Source organism: Streptantibioticus parmotrematis (assembly GCF_019890615.1).
GTDB lineage: Bacteria > Actinomycetota > Actinomycetes > Streptomycetales > Streptomycetaceae > Streptantibioticus_D > Streptantibioticus_D parmotrematis.
Genome location: NZ_JAINVZ010000025.1, coordinates 1 through 20,071 on the forward strand (window position 1 = coordinate 1; position 20,071 = coordinate 20,071).

Below are 20,071 nucleotides of genomic sequence, written 5' to 3' on the forward strand. Positions count from 1 at the left end.
GGCGTGCGGTGCGCAGGTCGGCCCGTACCTTGGTGGCGGCGATGTGGATGTGGTCCGGTGCGTGGCGGACGGCGACCCAGCGGCAGCCGTCCGTATCACCGTCAGGGGCGATGCCGGTGGCGGCGACGACACGGCGCGCGATGTCCGCCCACTCCTCGTCGCTGAGGATGCGGTCGGTCTCGGCGGCGCGAACCGAGCAGTGCCACACATGCTTTTCGGGTGCGCGGCCAAGCCTGTCGGCCTGCTTGACGTGCAGGTCGAGGTCCGCCACCAGGCGCCGCCTCGTGGCGTCCGTGTCGTTGGCCCGGCCGGGGTCGGGGGCGAAGCTGTCCCAGGCGGTGACCAGGTGCGGGTCGGTGTGGCCCTTCTTGCGGGTGTCGAAGAGGTAGTGGATGAGGCCGGTCGTACTCTGGCCGTTCTTGATCTTCGCGATCATCAGGCCGCCTTGTGGCGGACGGCTTGGTTGGCTGCTCGTGCGATCTGTTCGACGGCGGCGCCGATGGCGGTCCAGGTCTCTGCGGCCTGGGCGAGCAGGGCGGTGTCCACAGGCTGTGGATGCCCACCGCCGTTGAGCTTCTTGGCGATCTGGTTGATGTTGTTGCCGGCCTGGCCTGCCTCGCGGCGCAGGGCGTTGATCTCGTCTATATAGTCGTCGAGTTGGGTGCGCTGGCCGGGCACGGTGAGGTCTCCGTGGACGTGAGCGAGGGTGACGACGGCGACGTAGTGGGCGCCGCTGACGTTCAGGGACGTGGCCTTGGCGAGGATGGCGGCCTTCTCCTCGGCGCTGTAGCGGGCATCGACGCGGTTCTTGCGCTGGCCGTTCGGGTCGGGCTTGCGACGTCGGGCGACGCGGTGCAGGGCGGCTTCTTCGGCGGCACGCGGAAACGGCACAGCAGCGACGGTCTCGGCGATGGCGGTCTGTTCCTCCTCGGGCACCCCCTGGTGCCCGCCTGCCTCCGCCACCCCCGGGGCGGAGGCTTCCCCGTAGGACCGGCCCTTGGACGGTCCAGCGGGATACCTTGCTCCGCTGTTCAGGTGGGTGGTCATCTGCTGCTGAGTGGTGGGGAGTTCGTGGTGCTGACCATGCATGGGTGGGGCTCCGAACGTGCGTGTGAAGGGGGTCGGCTGCGTACCCCGTGTCCTCGCGTCGCTGTACGCGAGGACACGGGGAAATGGGATCAAGCGGCGTCGGCGCTGACCGCGCGGTCTGCCTCCTGCTCGGCGTCGTCCCGCTCGGCCTGGACGAGGTCCTTCAGCCGCTCTGCTTCCTTGCGGCCGATGGTGAGCCCGCCGTCTCGGAAGGTGTCCTCGATGTGGCGTCGGGAGGCTCGACCTTGGCGCCCGAGGGGTGCGCTGCGAGCGAGGGCGAGCCGTTCGGGATCGACATCGCCCAGCTCGGGCTGTTGTGGCTCGGCGGAGCGAGCCACAACGTCCGTTGTCAGAGCCACATCCTTCGGGCGGTCAGCCACCTCGGTGCCAGTTGCCTCGCTCACGTCGAGGTACGCACCGCCGGGGACGCCGGACGTGACCCGTTCCAGGGCGGCACGCTGACGGGCGCGCGTCTCGGAGCCGTCGGTGGCTTGAGGGCCGGACGGGTCGGGTGCGGGATGGTGGTGGACGACGATGTAGAGGTGGACCGCGCCGGCCAGGGCGAGCGGGGCGATGGCGGAGAGGCCGCCAACGGTGAGGTCGTCCAGACGGAGTCCGTTGCCTTGGCGGGCCTGCTGGTTGAGGCGGACGGCGTGGATGGCGTTGGCCCAGATGCTCGTCATGGTGGCCGCGCCGATCAGCAGCCACACGTACAACCGGGAGTACCAGGGTGCGGTGCGCAGCATGAGCAGGGCGCCGACGCCGACGGCGATGAACCCGTCGATCACGAGCGGGAAGGCGTAGGTCAGAAGGCTGCGGATGTGGATGGCGACGCCCATCTGCCGCAGGGCGTCGTAGGAGAGGGCGAAGGCGAACACGGCGAGCAGGGTGATGCCGAGACGGATCAGGTCGGTGCCGCGCAGGGCGGCGGTGCGGGCGGACAAGCGGAGGCGCTCCAGATGGCTCGGGGCGGCGGACATGGTGCAACAGGGGGCAGGTTGGGGTGAGGTGGCCGCCGTGAAGCTGGTGGGACTCGTAACACCCGTCGCATGCCTGCTCAGAGCAGGTACGGGTGGGCGTGAAGATGCAGGACGACTCGTCGCGGGCGGCTCACCCGTCCCTGGGCTGACCTGCGCAGGGACGGGTGATGCGGGTGGAGACGGGTCAGGCTGCGGTGTCGGGCAGCGGCTCGACGGCCGCCTGGGCGGGCTCGGCGGCAGGCCCTGGCGCGGGGCAGTACCGGGCCCAGGTGTCGAGGAACTGGGCGCGCGCGTAGCCCCTGGCCTGGGCGCCGCCGGGGAAACGGCGGTTGGTCGCGTTGATTCCGTAGGGCTTCAACAGCAGCTGCAGGTACCGCGGAGTCAAGCCCTTGTCACTGCCCTTGTATTCCGCCCACGGCCCCTCCTTGTCCGCGTTGAGCGCCTCCAGCAGGTGCCTGGTGCTCAGCAGGGCAGGGTCACCAATGGCGGTGAAGGCGCTGCGGATGTCGACCAAGAGGCGGGTGCGCAGATCGCCCTCCTGGTTCTGGCCCGTCTCGTAGTCGGTCATGGAGCGGCAGGCGGAGCGGGCGAGCGCCGGCCAGTCGCCTCCCGCGAGATCGGCGACGACGACCAGCGGCTCCCAGGTGTCCGCCGCGCGGTCCTCGACCGGCATCGGCGGCTCCATCTCCATGGCCTGTGTGTGGAGCGGGTGGAGCCAGGAGCGGAGGCGTTCGCGGATCGCGTGCAGGGCCGGGGTGTCCCGGCCGGTGCGGAAGGACGCTACCTTCTCGCCCGCCGCGCGACGCCGCATCCGGATGACGACCGCCCGGTCCATGATCGTGTCGGGCAGGTCGCCGATCCCGGCCAGCGCTGCCATGGCGAAGGTCGCGAACTCCTGCACGTCGTGCTCCGGCCCGGACACCCGCAGCGTCGGCCGGCCACGCTGGTGCCCGGCGTTGATCAGGCCGCGCACCTCCTCGTTCTTCTCCGCGGCCTTGCCGGTGGCGAACATGGTGTCGGCCTCGTCGACTAGCAGGGTCGGCGGGTCGTCCCCGTCGATCGACCGGAGGATTGCCGCCGCACTGGCGTTCACTGTGATCAGGCGTTTGTGGACCGTCTCGGTCACCACGTCCAGCAGCCTGGACTTCCCGCACCGCTTCTCCGGCGCGACGATCGCCAGCCGCGGCGCGTGCTGCCACGCACGCTGCAGATGTGTCGCCGCGACCCACAGCGCCACCGCCGTCACGGCTTCCTCGCTCGGCATCGCCACGTACCGCTCGATCTGCGCCCGCAGATCGTCCAGAATCTGCGCTCCCTCGGACGCGGGCACAGCTTCGGGGTCGCCGTTGGGGCCTTCGTCGGCGGGAGGCGTGGCAGAGCTGGCCGGTTGGCCGGGTACAGCAACCGGCGGCCACGGCGCGGTGACGTCGTCGGGAAGGGATGGCGTACTCGGCTGGGGATCGGTCATACTGGGCATCAGCTCCTCTACTTGCGGGCCATATGGGACGGCAATCCCGGTCTCCGCAGGTTGATCGCTAGGGATGGCGGTTGAGAGGTTTGCGCTTGAGCCCCCGGCATCGCCGGGGGCTTCTTTCATGTCACGTGCGGTCGTGCGGGACTCCTGAGGTTGGCGGGGTGGGTGCCACCACTATGCCACACGAATTGCAGTTCGCAGAAGTATGCTGCATCTCGCAGTGAGCATGTTACTGTTATGGGGTCCTTGCAAATGGCAGGGCGCCGCTACGAACGGAAGGAAGTGGCCATGGCGGATGAAGACCCTCCGCAGGGCGTTCTGCTCAGCGGCGAGGGCAACGTCGCGGTCCGCATCAAGCTGGAACGCGAGGCGCGCGGCTGGAGCACTAACGCCCTGTCCGACCGCATGAACGAGGCCGGCTTCGAGATGAACCCGTCCGCGGTCTGGCGGATCGAAAACGGCAAGCGCCGCATCAACCTCGACGAGACCATCGGCTTCGCCGAGGTCTTCGGCCTCGACCTGCGCAACCTCGTCGGCCCCCCGCAGTTGGCCGCCAAGGCCCGCGCCATGGAGCTCATCGACGAGATCCTCGACGCGTTCCGCGCGACCCAGCGCGCCAACTTGGCCTTCACCGAGGCGCGCAACGCGCTCGATGCCTACCTCGCCGAGCACCCCGACGTGCGCGAGGAAGCCGACGTCATGGTCTCCAACGCCATCGCCGAAGAGGCCGGTAAGACCATGCTGAAGATGCACGGCTCTCCGTCGGGTGGCGGCGACGCCGACCCTGTCGCCGAGGCATAGCCCTCAGCTCCCGTTCCCGTCCTGGGCCCGCAAACCCCCAGCACGGGCACCTCACCCTCATCCCTAGCGATCGACCGGCGGGTCGGCGTTGCCGCGCCCATGCCCGCCAGAAGAGGACCCACCCCTTGCGCCAACCCGCGATAACCCCTGCCTCTCCACCGACTCCACCTACCGACGCCGAGCTGCCACGCCTCTACGTCCCCGAAGAAGTCGCCGCCGTACTCGGCTGCTCCACCTGGTGGGTCAAGGACCGCGCCCGCCGACGGCTCATCCCGTTCACCCGCGTCGGCCGCGCCTACCGCTTCTCGGACGAGCACCTTGCCGAAATCATCCGCATGCACGAAGAGCGTCCGGCCCAGACGCCCCAGCTTCCTGGCGTCGTCCTGGAGCCGACCCGGAAGCCCCGCGGTCGACAGCAGCCCCAGACGTCTGCCCCCACGGTCCGTCTCAAGGCCCGCCCGCCGCGCCGGATGACCAAGTCCCAGTTCGGAACCGCTGCTTAACGCACCCCACACGACAGAAGGGGGGGTATCCGTGGGGTACGCAGAGAAGCGTGGTAGCTACTGGCGTGGCCGTTACAAGATCGAGGACGGCAAGTACGGCACCGTCGCCGATTCCACGGGCGCCGTCGTCAAGTTCGCCACCAAACGCGAGGCCAAGCAGGCCGCAGACGCGGAAGAGGTGACCGTTCGGCGCGGCCAGTGGCGCGACCCGGGCCTCGGGCAGGAGACCTTCGGCGAGTACGCGAGCCGCTGGTACTCCGGCCAAGACCTGGCCGCCTCGACGATGCAGAACTACAGGCGGCATATCGAGGAGCACCTGCTCCCCGACTTCGAGGACAAGGCGCTCGCGGGAATCCTGCGCACGGACGTCGAAGCCTGGGAGAAGAAGGAACGGGCCTCGTACGCGGCCTCCAGCGTCAAAACCTGGCGCTCGACACTCCACCTGATCTTCGAGGACGCGATCGACGAGGGCCTGCTCACGTCGAATCCTGCGGCCAGGAGGCGCGGACGTGGCAAGCGCGCCGGCCGCTCCCGCGACCGGGGCCCGGAGAAGGTCATCACCGACGCGCTCGGCATCCTGCTGACTGCCGAGCGGGCGGCCCTGCTCTCCGGTCGCGACGACGAGTTCGTCGCCACGGTCCTCAAGGGCTACACAGGCAAGCGCTGGGGCGAAATCGTCGGCCTGGAAACGGATTTCGTCCGACCTGACGCCTTCCGCGTCGAGTGGCAGCTGTACGAGCTCGACACCGGCGAGCTGGTGCGCTGCCCGCCCAAGGACGACAGTTACCGCACCATCGACTCGATGGACTGGCTGTCCGCCCTGGTCTTCAACCACATCGCCCGTACGAAGCCGACGCCCTGCGCGTGCCACGGCAGGACGTACGTTTTCCAGGGCCAGGGCGCGGCCCGCACCGGAGGCCACCAAGGCGCGAAACTCGTCGACGTCGCCCGCCGTGCCGAAGTCTCCACGGGCACGGTCTCCAACGTCCTCAACCACCCCGACCGAGTCCGTGAGGACACCCGCCTACGCGTCGAACTCGCCATCGCAGAGCTCGGGTTCGTTCGTGGCGGAATCACGTCGGAGCACGCGGCCCACTGGCGCCGTAACGGCTTCGCCACCTGGCTGTTCACCCCGGCGGTCTCCGGCTGGTACCCGAAGAAGGCACCGCAGGAGGCCCGCCCGGTACCGATCCTCGGCGAGCCGTGGCCTGGCATCCCGGCCCGAGGCCGCGGCGCTGCTGCTCGGGCTGATGCCTGCTGGCTCCCGATCGCCAAGGGCCTGACACCCCACGGACTCCGCCACACCCACCGCACGATGATGGAGGACCTTGGCACCGAGAAGGTCCTCATGGACGAACGTATGGGCCACATCGACGGCTCGGTCTCCGCGCGCTACGCCCACGTCACGCCCGGCATGCGTCGGCGCCTCGTGCTCGGCCTGACCGAGCAGTGGGAGGCGGCGCTCGACGTCCGACACGCGATGCGTCCCACGTCCCCGGTGCGCGTGCTCAACGACCTCCTGCGCGTTCGCTGAGCCACTCAGCCGTGCCCCGCAGTGCTGCCGCGGGGCACGGCGGGCGTTTAAGCGGATTCCTTCCCGCCACTCGGCATATCGCTGCCAGGATCAGGGGCGTGACATACGTAGTGACTGTGGACGCCCTCATACCCAAGAGCTCTCCGGAGATGGACCCACTTCAACGCGCTGGCGCGGTGGCGCTCATCGAGGATGGTTTTGCCTCCGTCGAGGCGATCGAGGGCCCCGACGGCATGGAAGTCGATCTTCTCGACACCATCGTGGCCGTCTATCCAGGCGGCGCACTTCTGAAGGTGTTTGTGGATGCGGCGGCTCTGGAGTTCGCAGAGGAGGCCGTCCGGTCAGTGGTGGGTGAACTGCTTGAACGATCCGAGCTGTTGGCTGACTGGCAGATCGAGAGATGTGAGGTCGAACTGCACCCGGAGCTCGCCCAGGAGAGTCTCGCTGCTGCCGACGGTCCCGATGCCCCGCCCGATGATCTGGCAGACCGTAAGGCGCGGCATATCGAGAGCCCCACGTCCGAGGACGAGAGTGAGGGCTACGACGCCGAGGCGCAGGCCGAGGTGGTACGCGGTCAGATGCTGGCACGGGCGGATCAGCTGCGCTCCTTCTCGCCCGTGATGTTCGGCGTCTTGGACGACGAAGACGACGAAGATGAAGAGGAAGGTGCCATCGAGTTCGCCACCTCGCCGGAGGACGCCAAACTCGCTGCTGGTGCCTTGGTGTACGCGACGGACATCTTGGTGGACGAGCTGTTCCAAGACGTGCAGACCCTGACGGAGGAGGACACCACCGCTGCTGAATGCGACGGTCCCCTGTGGCACTTCGAGGACCTTCCCGGGCGATACGCCCTGCAGTACGACGCCCGTTTCGCTCGCCGCTTCCTGGTGACGGTCATCGCCATGACCACCCGGTTCACAGACGGCAGCTTCCAGCAGCTGAGCTGCGTCGCTGAGGAACTCGCGCTGAAGCTGCTGCTGACTGAGACGAACGTGACCCTGGAAACTTTTGGGCTGCTCGACGACGGCGTCTCGGCCGCACTCGCCTCGTTCGCTGACAACGTCTACGAGGACATGGATCACGAGTGGCTCTACGACGACTCCATGGACGGCATCGACGAGAGCGCCGTCGGAGAGACTCTCGGCGTGGCGCCGATGGCGTTCAAGGCGTGGTTCACCCCGTTCAACGAGGGCAGGTACGTCCATCCGTCTGCGGCTGATGAGCCGGAGGGAGCAGCGCAGTGAGTTGTCCCGCTGTCTGAGGTCCAACACGCGGCCAGGTTCTACCAGAGCCACGGCATGACAGCGGAGACTAGCGGCTGCTGTGCTCACAGGTCGAATAGCGCGTCGCCCGCGTCTGACGTCGCCTTCAGCGCCCTGGCCGCCTCTGTGGGCACAGGAAGGATGCCCTCTGTAGTCAGGTCCGTCACTGTTATCAGCGGGCCCGCGCACACCTCATTGAAGAGGTCTGCTTGCACCGACTCTTCGCGCACAAGCAGGCCGAGGACGTTTAGCAGCTCCAGCAGTTCCGTGGTCCATGAGGGAAGCCAGCGCTGAGCGAATTCATGGTCCAGTTCGAGGCGTCGTTTGCCGGCCGGATTCCTTCGGCGGTAGCCAAACCACTTGTCGAGAACGTTCATCCCGGACACTTCGTACCCTCGGACCGCGGGAGGCACTGGACGGATCCGTCCACCGCCGACCCATAGGTCCTGTGTCACGGGGTCGTACGCCAGCTTCTCCGGCATGGATTCCGCATCGTCCGGAATCTCCGCGACGCAGCGGGGGCGGCCGCGCGGTAGCAGCACCCTGCCGTATGGCCTCTCAGCCGTCTCGTCGGCGTACCGCTCACCGTAGGTGTGCAGCCACAGGACACGCTGGCCGATTGCAACCGCCCGCTCCCAGAGGCGAAGGTCAGCGGTGAGAGGTATTCGCGCACCAGGGACTTCGAGGTCCTCCTGGAATCGAGCCGTGTACTCCGGGTGGGACGCGATCGCGGCGATGTAGGCCAGCAGGTCTTCGGCGACGACCCGTACGCCGAGTCGCCCGGAGAGCAGGGGGAGCAGACCGGGCGTGACGTTGGGCAGCGTACCGGCGGCGTTGCGGTAGAGAGGACGGGCACAACCGCTGCGGTTGTTGAAATAGTCCATGTCGGGAATGAGGGCGCTGAAGACTAGCGCTGGCCCGTTGACCACGGGGTGGGCGTTCTGCTCGATGGTGTAGATCTGGCGGTCGCTGCGGACTCGCCAAAGGTCTGCCCTGCCTCGCTCCATCAATCGACTATCCGGCAGTACATATTGCCGGTCGAATGACCGGAATCCGATGCGTACCGTTTGAGGACTTGCCCTGTGTTCAGCCGCGAGGGGTAGCCGTTCGTGGGATGTGCCCCCTGGCAAGGGCGGAACGTTGTCCGCGGGCGTTCGCTCACCAGAGTGCCCGAGCATCTCGGCGCGTCGCTCGGTATCCGCAGCGAGCAAGCGCTGCCACCGCCTATGTAGCGTCTCCTCATCCGGTGCATAGACCCACATTCGCCCGGGCGTGACGCCACGCGACGACCACGGCATCAGATCTCCCAGCTGCGGGCAGGACTCCCACAGGTCGCTGCCGGGCGGCAGGAAAGCATCCGTCTTGCCCGTGGCGCACTCGCGCCATTCGGAGTCGTCGAGCCTGAGGGCCATCAGGCGTTCGATCTTCTCGTCGCGGCGCCCGGCGACCTTGAGGTGCCTTACCTTCGCGATTTGCTGCTCTGTCCGCGGCCTGGGGCTGTTCCGCCATCGTGCGAAGATTGCGATGCACAACTCCTGCGCGACCTCGGGGAAGATGCGGGTCGCGACATCAGCTCGGTGGCCCTCCGGCGACATGTCGATGATCCAGCCCTCGTCGGCGGTTTCACGCAGATAGCGCCGCATTCCGGCGAATGCCCGCCCTTTGAGCCATGCCTTGGGGGTGATCAGCGCGACCACGCCGAAGGGGGCGTCGTCGTGAGCGTCGAAGACCTTCCAGGTGGCCCAGCGCCAGAAGTAGATGTAGAGGTTGGCTATCTTCGACTCGTACCTGCCGTTACCGGGTTGCCGGAAGGCCCCAAGCGGGGCTGGGATGTCCGCCTCGGGTTCCCCTCGCTCCACCCACTTGCCCGCACCCCGTTTCACGGCGTCGTGGGGTGGGTTACCCATGACGACCATGACCCGCTCGTCTCTCTTAACCTGGTTTGCCTGACGGCGGGATTCTGCGAGCGCCCGGTAGGTGTGGGGGATCCAGTTGAACTCGGCTGTCGGGCTGTCCAGGGCATCGGCCACCAACAGCCTGAGCCCCTGGGCAGGGGCTGCGGACCCGTACTGCTTGAGCATGGCGTGCATGCGCAGTTCTGCGACGGCGAACGGGCCGACCTGCATCTCGAAACCGACCAGCCGACGCCCCACCATCTCTCGCAGTCGGGGGCCCACCGCGCCTGGGCCCTCTTCTTCAGCGATGGTATTGGCAGCGCGTTCCAGCGCCGACAAGAGAAAGGTGCCGGTGCCCATGGCCGGATCGACAAGGACCACATCGGGAGAAGCGAAGCCGGACGGGATACGGAAGCCATCCCGTCTGAGGACGTCCTCGACCAGCTTGGCCATGGCCGCGACGACGCCATGCGGTGTGTAGTACGAGCCGGTGCGTATCCGCAGCTCCGGGTCGTAGATGTGCAGGAAGTGCTCGTAGAGCAGGAAGTAGGCGTCGCCTGTTCCGTCGTCCAGCACGTTCCATCTGACCGCGCCGATGACACGGAGCAGTGTGTTGAGCGTGGTGGACAGCCCAGCGACCGAGTCGCCGGCGAGGACATCCAGCGCCTGCCCCATAAGTGAGTGCTTCTTGCCCAGCTTCGTGGCGATACTGTGCATGGTTTCGCCCTCGAAGGTGATCTCCTCCACCCGAGCGAGCAGAAGCGCGAACACGACGGCTTGGCCGTACTGTTCGATGAACTCGGCGTCGGTCGCCTCCGGGAACAGCAAGTGTCGCCAGTCCTTGGCCAGCTTTGTAAAGGCTGGCAGACGGCGTCGGCTCTTTTCCTGCGCGATAGCCTCACCGACCTCTTCCGACAGCAGTTGGCAGAGTCCTGCGACTGCTCGGATGAGCTGGCTCGTGGTGCGGGGTGTCTGCGGCTTCCAGGTCAGGAAGTCGTATAGCACCCGCGCAAGCGCCCCGTCGGCGGGAGCAAGCTGGGCGCCAGAGGCGAGGACCGAGCCGCGCAGGTAGGCCACTTCTCCAACCTGCTGGCCCTGCTGGTGGACAGAAAACTCGTTCCCGTCACAGAGCAGTACGTTGTTGAGCAGCCGTAGTTTTGCCCACTGCCCGGCGTTGCGGCCTGTGTAGACGGATGGGTCGGCCTGGGTGCCCGGCTTCTTCAGCTCGATGTAACCGACGAGAGCGCCGCCGACCTCGACCGCGTAGTCAGGGCGGGCCCCCATGTCTACGAGCGGAACCTCGCCGATGAGGGTGACGTCCAGACCGATGCCACGGCATACGGATCGAATCATGTTCTCCAGCGGCCCCCGGAGCTGGTCCTCCTGCCACCCGCTGCCTCTCAGCTTCGGCCTGACCTCCGCTCCGAACGCGGACACAGCGGCCTGGACTGCCTGTTCGAAGCTGTCATGAATTCTGCGTCGGGCACTCATACCGCCCCATCCCCCAAGGCGGGCAGATCCGGCCGACGCCAGGTCGGTACGGCGATCTGCCGCACCTTGCTCCCGTCGGGGTCGGACTTCGTTCCGGCCCTCGCTGTTCCATGACCGTAGGAGGGGAGCGTGGGGCGCAAGGAGGGTGCATGCGAGGGCGCGTGGAGGCGCGCATGTGCGCCTCCACGCGCCGGTGCTGGACTGGAGGCGCGGCGTTAGGTGCGGCTGGGCAAGATCGTCGCGAGTCGGTTTGGCGGTTGCCCAGGGAGATCGTTTGGCGTTCAGCCGGATTACCGATACGAATCAGCAGCGCGACTCCCGAGCGCATGGGGACCGGTTCACGAATGCGCACGTGAGAGGGGCGCGGGGGTGTGATGGTCAGGTGGGTGCGACTGCTGCTCCCTGGGAGACTCCGACCAAGATCCTCTCCCAGATTTCTCCCAAACGATCACCCGAGACGCAGGAAGAGCCTGATCCTCATTGAGGATCAGGCCCTTGACCTGGTGTTTCACCAGTCGGGGTGGCGGGATTTGAACCCACGGCCTCTTCGTCCCGAACGAAGCGCGCTGCCAAGCTGCGCCACACCCCGGTGCAACGAGGAATACTCTAGCGGACCGGGGAGCTGAGGCGAAATCCGGTTAGCGGCGCGGGGTCAGGGTCAGCAGCGTGGCCTCCGGGGGGCAGGCGAAGCGGACCGGGGTGTAGCGGTTCGTGCCGCAGCCCGCGGAGACGTGGAGGTGGGAGTGGTGGCCGCCCGCGCGGTGCGTGGACAGGCCCTTCACCCGGCGGGTGTCCAGGTCGCAGTTGGTGACCAGGGCGCCGTAGAAGGGGACGCACAGCTGGCCGCCGTGGGTGTGGCCGGCCAGGATCAGCGGGTAGCCGTCCGCCGCGAAGGCGTCCAGGACGCGCAGGTACGGGGCGTGGACGACGGCCAGACTGAGATCCGCGTCACTCGACGGCCCGCCGGAGACCATCCCGTACCGGTCCCGCTTGATGTGCGGGTCGTCCAGGCCGGTCAGCGCGATCTCCGTGCCGCCGGAGAGCTTCAGACGGCCCCGGGCGTTGTTCAGGCCGGCCCAGCCCGCCATGTCGAACGCGTCCCGCAGGTCCTCCCACGGATTGTGGATCACGCCGCGGGCCGGGGCGTTGCCGTTCAGGCCGTGCTGCCCGCGTGCCTTCTCCACCAGGTAGCGGGCCGGGTTGCGCAGCTTCGGCCCGTAGTAGTCGTTCGAACCGAAGACGTACGCGCCGGGGAACTCCAGCAGCGGGCCGAGCGCGTCCAGCACTTCGGGGACGGCCTCGGGGTCGGAGAGGTTGTCCCCGGTGTTGATCACGAAATCGGGGCGCAGCCCGGCCAGCGACTGCAGCCAGCGCCGCTTCTTGTCCTGGCCTCGCACCATGTGGATGTCGGACACCTGGAGCACGCGCAACGGGCGCGCCCCCGGCTTCAGCACCGGCACCTCGACCCGGCGCAGCCGGAAGGAGCGAACCTCGAAGCCGGCGGCGTACGCCACACCGGCCGCGCCGACAGCCGTGATTCCCAGCGGGATCCCATAACGAGCGCGCATGCGCCCCATGGTCGCAGACCGCCCTGTGCGCAAGAAATCATGGCGCCCGCCCCTGCGCCCACATGGCAGACTCGCGGCTATGACCACCACGCTCAAGCAGCGCCTCCAGGAGGACCTCACCGCTGCCATCAAGGGCCGCGACGAGCTGCGCTCGTCCACGCTGCGCCTGACGCTGTCGGCCGTCACCACCGAGGAGGTCGCGGGCAAGTCCGCCCGTGAGCTGTCCGACGACGAGGTGCTGAAGGTGATCGCCCGCGAGGCGAAGAAGCGCCGGGAGGCGGCGGAGGCGTTCGCCCAGGGCGGCCGCGCCGAGCAGGCGGAGCGGGAACGGGCCGAGGGCGAGGTGCTCGCCGAGTACCTGCCCCAGCAGCTCTCCGACGAGGAGCTGTCCGCGATCGTCGCCGACGCGGTGCGCGAGGCGACGGCCGGTGGCGCGGAGGGGCCGCGGGCGATGGGCGCGGTCATGAAGATCGCCAACCCCAGGATCGCGGGCCGCGCCGAGGGCGGCCGCGTCGCAGCCGAGGTCAAGCGCCAGCTCGCGGGAGCCTGACCCCCGCTGCCCCGGAGCTTCCACCCGAGGTCACCGACGGCTGATTCTGGTCCCGCTTCCCCTGCGCCTGGTCTGGTCCGCGGACCAGACCAGGCGCAGGGGAAGCGGTGAGCAGCCCACTCCGGGGGTGGCTTCCGCGTCTCGCGGAAGGTGGTACCCCGGTCAACGGGCCGCACTCTTGCACCGCTGCCCCCTTGGCCCTCGTCCGCCTGGCACCATCCTCAACCGCTCTCGACCGAAGCGCCCTTCCAGCCTCGCCCGCGTCGGCGAGTGGCATCGTGGGGGATCGGGATCGGGGTCGGTCGCGCAGACGCCTCCTTGCGGGATCGCCATCAATGATCGTTTGTGGGGGTACCTCGCAGCCGTCAGGCGACCTCCGACTCCTGCTCGCGCCGTGATCCCGCGCTTCCTCGCCGCTGACCGGGGGAAAACCGGCCCCTTCACGGCTCGAGCACATTTTTCGCGCGCAGGTGGTCCGCTCCCACTGTCCGTGTCCCGCCCGGGAAGCGTCGCGGGGATGCCCTGTCCATTTGGGAAATGAGTCGCCGCGGGTCCGGTCGGCCTCCACGTTCCCATGGCATCGCTACGCGCTGTCGACGGAATTTCCTTCTGTATGGTTCGAGCGAATTACCTTATAGGTGGATTCAGGTGGAATGGGTGAACCTGGGTGGTGGCGTGCCTATGGCTGAAATTCTGTTGATCGGTCGTCGGATCTCCGTATGATTATTGATCGCTGTGCCTCGACTGTGCGGGAATCACGTGAACGGTCGAGGTGATGCCTGGTCTACGCGGTTGGGGCCAGGTGTGCGGTCAGAGGTCGGGTTCCGTCGGGGTGACCTCTGCGAGCCGTCGGTAGCAGGGGGGTTTACGTCGCGGAAGAAGCGGCGAGTACGGGGGGTCGGAATCTTGCATTCCGAATTCATGTGTACCGGACAAGTGGGGTCCGTGTCGGCCTCGTTCTGATCCGGTGATCCAGGAAACGCGCCACTGACGAACAATGATCCATCCTTGAAAGGAACATGGCAATGAGTAGTATCCGCACCCGCGTCACCGCCGTCATCGCCGGCGTCGTCATGACTTCCGCCGTCGGACTCGCCGTCGCACCGGCCTCCTTCGCCGATACGCCCTGGAACAACTGCGGCGAGGACAACTGTCTGCAGGCGCTGCGTCTCTTCTACAACTCGAATCTGCAGGGCTCGCAGGCCGATTTCGAAGCCGATGTCTCGAGCTACGCGGGGTACGAGTTCCGTCCCGGTGCTGGCGCCGGGTCCGGACAGTCGGTGAAGAACAACGCCGCGTCGGCGCAGGACGAGTCCGGGGGCTGGGCCTACCAGATCTTCTACGACTCCGACTACAAGGGCCCTTCCCAGACCGTCAACCCGTACATCGACAACGGCAGTGACGGTAACGGCTACGGCTGGGCGAACCTCGATTCCACGCTGAAGAACAACAACGCGTCCCAGAAGTGGGTGTACGTCGGCTGACGGCGTGCGGTACCGACGCCCGTAACACCGATACCGCACAAGACCCGCCCCGGCCGGGGCGGGTCTTCCCACGCACGAGTCATGATCACGAGGTCACGATGGTCAATCGCGTCTGTATCCGCACCGTGGTGACGCTGGCCGCCGTTGCACTGACCGGATGTTCCGGAGGGACGGCCGCTCTTCCCCGCCCTCAGTCGTCCGCTCTTCCGCAAGCCCATGTCGACCTCATCAGCGGCATCTCTCTACCGCTCGAGAAGTTCATGTCCACCAGCGCGCAGGATCAGGTGATCGCCCGAGGCAGGCACCGTCTTGAAACGACGTGCCTTCGGCGCTTCGGCGTTCCCGCCACCGCGACGGAGTCGGCGGAGGGCCCACCGGACGCGGCGAACCTGCCTTCCCGTTACGGGGTGTCCTCGCTCGCTCAGGCCGAACGGTACGGATACCACTACACGTACCCCACCGAGGCCGCTCCGGCCAGGCTCAGCGAGGACCAGTACACGGTGCTGACCGGCCACCTGCGTCCGTCCTCTTCGACCGGGACGCCGGTCGTCGAACACTCCTGGCACGGCAGGGCCTTGCCTGACGGCGGCTGCTACGGCGAAGCCACCCGGAGCCTGTTCGACGGCGCGCCGCCCGACATGCAACAAGTCGAGCAACTGGACGCACACAGCTTCTTCCAGGCCGAGGACACCCCGGGGGTGAAGGGCGTCATCAGCGCCTGGTCGGCCTGTATGAGACGCCGCGGGTATCAGGTGGCATCGCCGCTGTCGAAGCAACTCGCCCCCGCTCCCGGGCCGAAACCGAGCACCGACGAGGTGGACACGGCCGTCGCGGACGTGGAGTGCAAGCGGAGCACCCAACTCATCTCTGTCTGGGCCCAGGCCGAGAGGCGGATCCAGGCGATGCAGGTCCGCCAGTACCAGCAGGAGCTGGAGAGCGCGTACCGCGCCTACAGCGCCGCCGTCGCCCGGGCGGCCGATGTCCGATGAACCCTGGTCCCGGGCATGGGCCGACCGGAGTTCGTTCGAGGGCCCGCACGAGCCGGCACTGCGCTCTCAGAGCTGCTGACCACCGCCCCGGGTCACACCCCCCATGAGCGTCCGGTTCCGGCCGGACTCCGTAGCGGCCCGTACGTCGACCCCGAACCGAACTGGGAGCGGGGAGGACGGACGCGCCTTCTCGCGAAACACTTCGTCTGGAAGGAGATTTCCGCTTATGCGGACACTCAGACGCGCCTGCGCCACCCTCGTGGCGGCGACCGTACCTTTACTGGGACTCGGCGCACCCGCTCACGCCGCCGCACTGCCTACGTCCGCCCCCCAGCGGCCGGCTCTCGCGTCCGGGGCATTGGCCGGTACGAGCGACGCCGTCCCTGATCCCGACCGTACCCTCGGCCCGGGCTGGCGGACCACCGATGACCGCGCCGTGACCACCGCTGCCGATACCCAAGGACTGCGTGTTCTGGTCGCCGACTCGAAGAACGCCTATCAATGGCACACGGCCGCGGTGCTCTCGGAGCCTGGGTTCGCGGACGTGTGGGTCGGTCAGGACTGCCTCATGGACCGTTCCCACGTGGCGGTGGTCTACGCTCCGCGCTCGTTCACCAACAACGAGCAGCTCATGGAACGTGCCGCGTTCACCGCCGTCGTGAACCTGGACACCGGCCAGGTCGTCAAGTTGCCGATAACGGCTATGCTGGCCTACTTCGATCCCGGCTGCAACAGCGTCGAGCACACGGCCGCGTTCACCGCCGTCGGAGCCTCGTCCACCCAGACAGATCACCACTGTCGCCACCGATGGGCACGTCGTAAGCCGTAGCACTGCGGCGGGCGAGGTGACCTCCGCCGTCCCGAGCAGCGGCGACGGCCAAGTGACCGCGGCCGAGAGCGGTCGTGCGGTACGCATCGACACGCGTGATCGCACTTCGACCGTGGCGGACACCAAGGGCACGGCGTACGACCTGGTGCCGGGCCGGGACGGCATCACCTATCTCGACCAGCAGGCCGGCATCGCCACCGCGCATGTCGTGCGCCCGGGAGAGTCCACCGCGGTTGCCAAGGGGCCGCTCGCCTCCGTCGCGCTTCAACCCGGGGCCGACGGCCGGGTCTTCGTCACCGGAGACGTCTCCGGTCGAGGCGGTTCGGGGGTGGATGTCCTTCCCCACACGAACGCTCAGGACACCGTGTCGAGCGAAGGCCGCCTCGCGGTGCAGCCGGTGCTCACTCCGTCCGTCCGCAGCGCGGTCGAGAGCATCGACCGGGCCGGCAAGGACCTGTCCCACGCCGGCAAGGCCGAACCCGACCCGTCTGCTCCCGCTGCACCTCAGGGCGGGGGGAGTGCGGGGGTCACCGTCACCTCGACCGTGACCACCACTGGCAGGCAGGTCACGGAACAGGTGGCGCCGCCCAGCACTTCCGCCCGTGCTTCGCAGGGCAAGGTGCAGTCCCCGGCTCTTCCCGGCGGCGGAAAAGCCAGATCCGACGTCGCGCCCCACGCCGCCTCGGGCACGTCGAACTCCACCGTCGACACCGATCGGTGGTGCGCTGTCCCACGCAACGATCCGAACACGCTCGCACTGCAACCCACGCCGAACCAGGTGGAGTGGGCGGTCGACATGGCGGTCCGCGGCGACCTGAGTTCCCAGTGGCTCACCCAAGGCGGGTGGCGCGACCAGGACGACGTGGGCACTGTGGACCCCCAGAGTCTCTTCCCCCTGCCGGCGCTGACCGGGGGCGGGCGCATCCCCGCCCAGGTACTGCTCGGCATCATGGCGCAGGAGTCCAATCTGTGGCAGGCCGAACCCGGCTCTGTTCCGGGTCAGACGGGTAACCCGCTCGCTTCGTTCGACGGGTTCTACGGCCGTGCCTCCGCCCCCGAAAAGTCCGGAGGGGACTACTGGGCGGTCGACTGGACCAAATCCGACTGCGGCTACGGCGTCGGGCAGATCACGGACGGCATGCGTCTCCCGGCTCACCCCAAGCCAGGGGAGACCGAGCTGCCCGCTGATGTGCAGCGCGCGGTGGCCGTCGACTACGCGGTCAACATCGCTGCGGCCGCGCAGTTCCTCGCCGGCAAGTGGAACGAGATCCACCAGAGCGGTCAGACGATCACGGTCAACGACGACAATCCGGCGCACATCGAGGACTGGTTCGCGGCCGTGTGGGACTACAACGCGGGCCTGAATCCCGCGTCACAGGCCGGCAGCAACGGCAACTGGGGTCTGGGCTGGTACAACAACCCCGCGAACCCGCTTTACGACCCCGCTCGCGGCCCCTTCCTCGACGGGAAGATCACCTGCACGCTTCCCGGGAACATCGAGGAGACGGGCTGGACCATGTGCTCACAGCATGGGGCCTCCAACGTCACCGACAATCCCACGTTCGCCGACGCTGCCCACCCGGAGAACTGGCCGTACGAGGAGAAGGTGATGGGCTGGGCGGCGGAGTCCATCGACACCGGCTACTCCTATGACACCGACGGCAATCAGGACCGCGCGGGTTCCTCGGGTTACTCCACGATGGGGTTCCGCCCCGAGTGGTGGGACACCGACCAGGACCGGATCATGGTGAAGCCGCCGCTGGACACCTTCTGCTCCACCAGCGCCAACAGCTGTGATCCCGCGTCCCCGCCGCCCTGCGAGCCGCAGCACCTTGGCTCCTCGTGTGACACACCCCACTGGTGGCACCAGCAGAACGCCACCTGGAAGCCGGACTGCAGCACCAGTTGCGGTCACGAGAACCTCAAGTACGACACCCTGCGTGCCGAACCCGGTCGTGGCTACAACCTGCTCTACGGCGAACCCCAGTGCTCCGGCGGACTGCCCTCCGGAGCCGAGATCGTCACGTCCGTACCCGACGGCACGCCCACCTACTCGAGTTGCGGCAACGTGAGCAACGATGCCGGGACGTTCGGCTTCACCTTCCAGCCCGACGCACAGGGCCATTACGAGGCCCGTATGGACCTGTCCCAGATCGGTGGCGGCTGGGGCGGGCACTTCTGGTACGCCCACACCCGCTCGGACGACACGGGAGTCTCGAACCCCGGCGGCACTGTGACCAGCAGCGCCGACTCAGTGATCGGACCCATGTCGATTGTGGGCTCCTGGAAACTGTCCCACCCGCTCAACGCCTGGACACGGGTCTTGGTGCACATACCCGATACCGGGGCACAGACCCAACAAGCGATCTACACGGTTCACACTGGTGCGGGCAATGACGAGAATAGGATCATCAACACGCACTATGACGCGAACACCTGGGTCAGCCTCGGGGTGTTTCATTTCGTCCCGTTGGCCAACGGCGACTTCCAGGGCGTCACTCTTTCCAATTACACTTCCGATGGAACCGGTGGCGACGATGTCGCCTGGGGTGCCGTCGCCTTCCAGCCGCTCAGCGCCAAGCCCAAGGATTTCGTGGTTCAGATGGGCGACTCCTACTCGTCAGGGGAAGGCGCCGAGCCCTACCTTCCCGGCACCGACGTCGGGCCCTACGCCAGCCAGGACAGCCAGACGTCTACCGGGGCTTCATGGAACGCCTGCCGCAGGAGCCAGAACTCCTGGATCCGGCAGACCGTTCTACCGGACCAGTCAAGTGCCATCGGTGCACTGGCCGACTCCAGTGACGCCAGCCTTGATTATCACTCGGTGGCGTGCTCCGGTGCCTATACGTGGGAGATGGACCCCGCACTGGGCCAGGCGAAGAACTGGGGAACGATCGGCGAATACCATGAAGTCCAGCAGTTGAGTTCTGGATTCCTGGACAGCAATACCACCTTGGTGGCACTGACCATCGGCGGTAACGACGCCGGTTTCAGCAATACTGTGCAGGACTGCGTCGAGGTTCCCCCTGGCCCGGGTTGCCCGTCCGACGCGACAGTCAAGGGCCAGATCGACAGCGCGGTCTCGGCCACCAGCCAGGTCATAGCGGACATCCACAGTGAGGCGCCGAACGCCAAAATCGTGCTCCTCGGGTACCCGCATCTTTTCGACACGAGCACGGTGTGTGACTCGGTCGTGGGCGCGACAGCCATGACTCAACTCAACACCTGGGCCGACTATTTCACCCAGCAGGACAACAACGCGATGGCAACGCTTCATAAAAGCAGCGGTGTTCCGGTCGTGTTCGAGGACCCGGAACCACAGTTCTTCAAAGGGTACGAGGACTGTGGGGCGAAGGCCGCGGGTATCAACGACTTCGTCGCTGCTCCGACCGGCCCCGGGGACTTCTCCTGCCCCGTCTCGGTGATACATCCCAAGAGTTGGGAGTGCGCCAGCATGGAAAGCTTCCACCCGAACAACACGGGAACGAAGCGGTACGCTCTCGCTTTGCAGGACGCGCTGAGCAAGTAGTCGCTTTCAGTAGCGATAGATCATGAGTCGATGTGTTGCCCGCTCGCCGTGGTTGACGTGCGGGCGGGCAACACCGGACAGGGGGCCGCCGGT

General features: G+C 67.3%; 14 protein-coding genes, 1 tRNA gene and 1 pseudogene. 9 read left to right on the forward strand and 7 right to left on the reverse strand.

The annotated features are described in order from the left end of the window. The 4 genes and pseudogenes from K7472_RS26980 to K7472_RS26995 form a co-directional block, all read right to left on the reverse strand. Nucleotides 1-436: pseudogene (locus K7472_RS26980) on the reverse strand (mobilization protein); the annotation flags it as partial. Beyond that, on the reverse strand, nucleotides 436-1,089 hold the full coding sequence (gene mobC, locus K7472_RS26985) for a plasmid mobilization relaxosome protein MobC (protein WP_222981187.1): 654 nt from the start codon (nucleotides 1,087-1,089) through the stop codon (nucleotides 436-438). The pseudogene K7472_RS26980 and the gene mobC, both read right to left, overlap by 1 nt. 89 nt (nucleotides 1,090-1,178) lie before the next feature. Beyond that, the gene (locus K7472_RS26990; protein ID WP_222981188.1) at nucleotides 1,179-2,069 is read right to left on the reverse strand and encodes a DUF2637 domain-containing protein; all 891 of its coding nucleotides are present in this window, start codon (nucleotides 2,067-2,069) and stop codon (nucleotides 1,179-1,181) included. A 184-nt stretch (nucleotides 2,070-2,253) separates the two neighbouring features. Continuing rightward, complete coding sequence (locus tag K7472_RS26995) at nucleotides 2,254-3,537, reverse strand: DUF3631 domain-containing protein (protein ID WP_222981253.1); 1,284 nt, start codon at nucleotides 3,535-3,537, stop codon at nucleotides 2,254-2,256. 294 nt (nucleotides 3,538-3,831) lie between these two features. Here K7472_RS26995 and K7472_RS27000 point away from each other — a divergent pair, with 294 nt between their 5' ends. The 4 genes from K7472_RS27000 (at nucleotide 3,832) to K7472_RS27010 (ending at nucleotide 7,625) form a co-directional block, all read left to right on the forward strand. Then, on the forward strand, nucleotides 3,832-4,344 hold the full coding sequence (locus tag K7472_RS27000) for a helix-turn-helix domain-containing protein (RefSeq protein WP_222981189.1): 513 nt from the start codon (nucleotides 3,832-3,834) through the stop codon (nucleotides 4,342-4,344). Nucleotides 4,345-4,469: 125 nt separating this feature from the next. After that, nucleotides 4,470-4,847 (forward strand): helix-turn-helix domain-containing protein, encoded by a 378-nt coding sequence (locus tag K7472_RS32980; protein ID WP_252396315.1) that lies wholly within the window; start codon nucleotides 4,470-4,472, stop codon nucleotides 4,845-4,847. Between the two features lie 31 nt (nucleotides 4,848-4,878). Further along, nucleotides 4,879-6,381 carry a LacI family DNA-binding transcriptional regulator gene (locus K7472_RS27005; RefSeq protein WP_222981190.1) on the forward strand — a complete coding sequence of 501 codons (1,503 nt, stop codon included), beginning with the start codon at nucleotides 4,879-4,881 and terminating at the stop codon, nucleotides 6,379-6,381. Between the two features lie 98 nt (nucleotides 6,382-6,479). After that, nucleotides 6,480-7,625, forward strand: a complete 1,146-nt coding sequence (locus K7472_RS27010; RefSeq protein ID WP_222981191.1) for a hypothetical protein — start codon at nucleotides 6,480-6,482, stop codon at nucleotides 7,623-7,625. A gap of 83 nt (nucleotides 7,626-7,708) precedes the next feature. Here K7472_RS27010 and K7472_RS27015 read toward each other — a convergent pair whose 3' ends face one another. From K7472_RS27015 to K7472_RS27025, 3 genes are all read right to left on the reverse strand, one after another. Then, the gene (locus K7472_RS27015) at nucleotides 7,709-11,029 is read right to left on the reverse strand and encodes a type ISP restriction/modification enzyme (protein WP_222981192.1); all 3,321 of its coding nucleotides are present in this window, start codon (nucleotides 11,027-11,029) and stop codon (nucleotides 7,709-7,711) included. A gap of 515 nt (nucleotides 11,030-11,544) precedes the next feature. After that, nucleotides 11,545-11,618: transfer RNA gene (locus K7472_RS27020), tRNA-Pro, on the reverse strand. A 49-nt stretch (nucleotides 11,619-11,667) separates the two neighbouring features. Beyond that, on the reverse strand, nucleotides 11,668-12,597 hold the full coding sequence (locus K7472_RS27025) for a metallophosphoesterase (protein ID WP_222981193.1): 930 nt from the start codon (nucleotides 12,595-12,597) through the stop codon (nucleotides 11,668-11,670). A gap of 79 nt (nucleotides 12,598-12,676) precedes the next feature. Between K7472_RS27025 and K7472_RS27030 the strand changes: the two genes are divergently transcribed. The 5 genes from K7472_RS27030 to K7472_RS33540 all read left to right on the forward strand — a co-directional run bounded on the left by K7472_RS27030 (nucleotide 12,677) and on the right by K7472_RS33540 (nucleotide 19,978). Then, nucleotides 12,677-13,147: a GatB/YqeY domain-containing protein gene (locus tag K7472_RS27030; RefSeq protein ID WP_222981194.1), complete on the forward strand. Its 471-nt coding sequence runs from the start codon at nucleotides 12,677-12,679 to the stop codon at nucleotides 13,145-13,147. Nucleotides 13,148-14,172: 1,025 nt separating this feature from the next. Then, on the forward strand, nucleotides 14,173-14,631 hold the full coding sequence (locus K7472_RS27035; protein WP_222981195.1) for a hypothetical protein: 459 nt from the start codon (nucleotides 14,173-14,175) through the stop codon (nucleotides 14,629-14,631). 125 nt (nucleotides 14,632-14,756) lie between these two features. Beyond that, a complete protein-coding gene (locus K7472_RS27040; RefSeq protein WP_222981196.1) occupies nucleotides 14,757-15,620 on the forward strand; it encodes a hypothetical protein in 864 nt (287 codons plus the stop codon). Nucleotides 15,621-16,056: 436 nt separating this feature from the next. Next, nucleotides 16,057-16,449: a hypothetical protein gene (locus K7472_RS27045; RefSeq protein WP_222981197.1), complete on the forward strand. Its 393-nt coding sequence runs from the start codon at nucleotides 16,057-16,059 to the stop codon at nucleotides 16,447-16,449. A gap of 16 nt (nucleotides 16,450-16,465) precedes the next feature. Further along, nucleotides 16,466-19,978, forward strand: a complete 3,513-nt coding sequence (locus tag K7472_RS33540; RefSeq protein WP_222981198.1) for a golvesin C-terminal-like domain-containing protein — start codon at nucleotides 16,466-16,468, stop codon at nucleotides 19,976-19,978. Nucleotides 19,979-20,071 lie beyond the last annotated feature (93 nt).

What these genes read in the sequence shown, in the direction of transcription:
- mobC (WP_222981187.1), bottom strand. Translation starts at nt 1,089, where the DNA reads ATGCATGGTCAGCACCACGAACTCCCCACCACTCAGCAGCAGATGACC.
- K7472_RS26990 (WP_222981188.1), bottom strand. Translation starts at nt 2,069, where the DNA reads ATGTCCGCCGCCCCGAGCCATCTGGAGCGCCTCCGCTTGTCCGCCCGC.
- K7472_RS26995 (WP_222981253.1), bottom strand. Translation starts at nt 3,537, where the DNA reads ATGACCGATCCCCAGCCGAGTACGCCATCCCTTCCCGACGACGTCACC.
- K7472_RS27000 (WP_222981189.1), top strand. Translation starts at nt 3,832, where the DNA reads ATGGCGGATGAAGACCCTCCGCAGGGCGTTCTGCTCAGCGGCGAGGGC.
- K7472_RS27015 (WP_222981192.1), bottom strand. Translation starts at nt 11,029, where the DNA reads ATGAGTGCCCGACGCAGAATTCATGACAGCTTCGAACAGGCAGTCCAG.
- K7472_RS27025 (WP_222981193.1), bottom strand. Translation starts at nt 12,597, where the DNA reads ATGCGCGCTCGTTATGGGATCCCGCTGGGAATCACGGCTGTCGGCGCG.
- K7472_RS27030 (WP_222981194.1), top strand. Translation starts at nt 12,677, where the DNA reads ATGACCACCACGCTCAAGCAGCGCCTCCAGGAGGACCTCACCGCTGCC.
- K7472_RS27035 (WP_222981195.1), top strand. Translation starts at nt 14,173, where the DNA reads ATGAGTAGTATCCGCACCCGCGTCACCGCCGTCATCGCCGGCGTCGTC.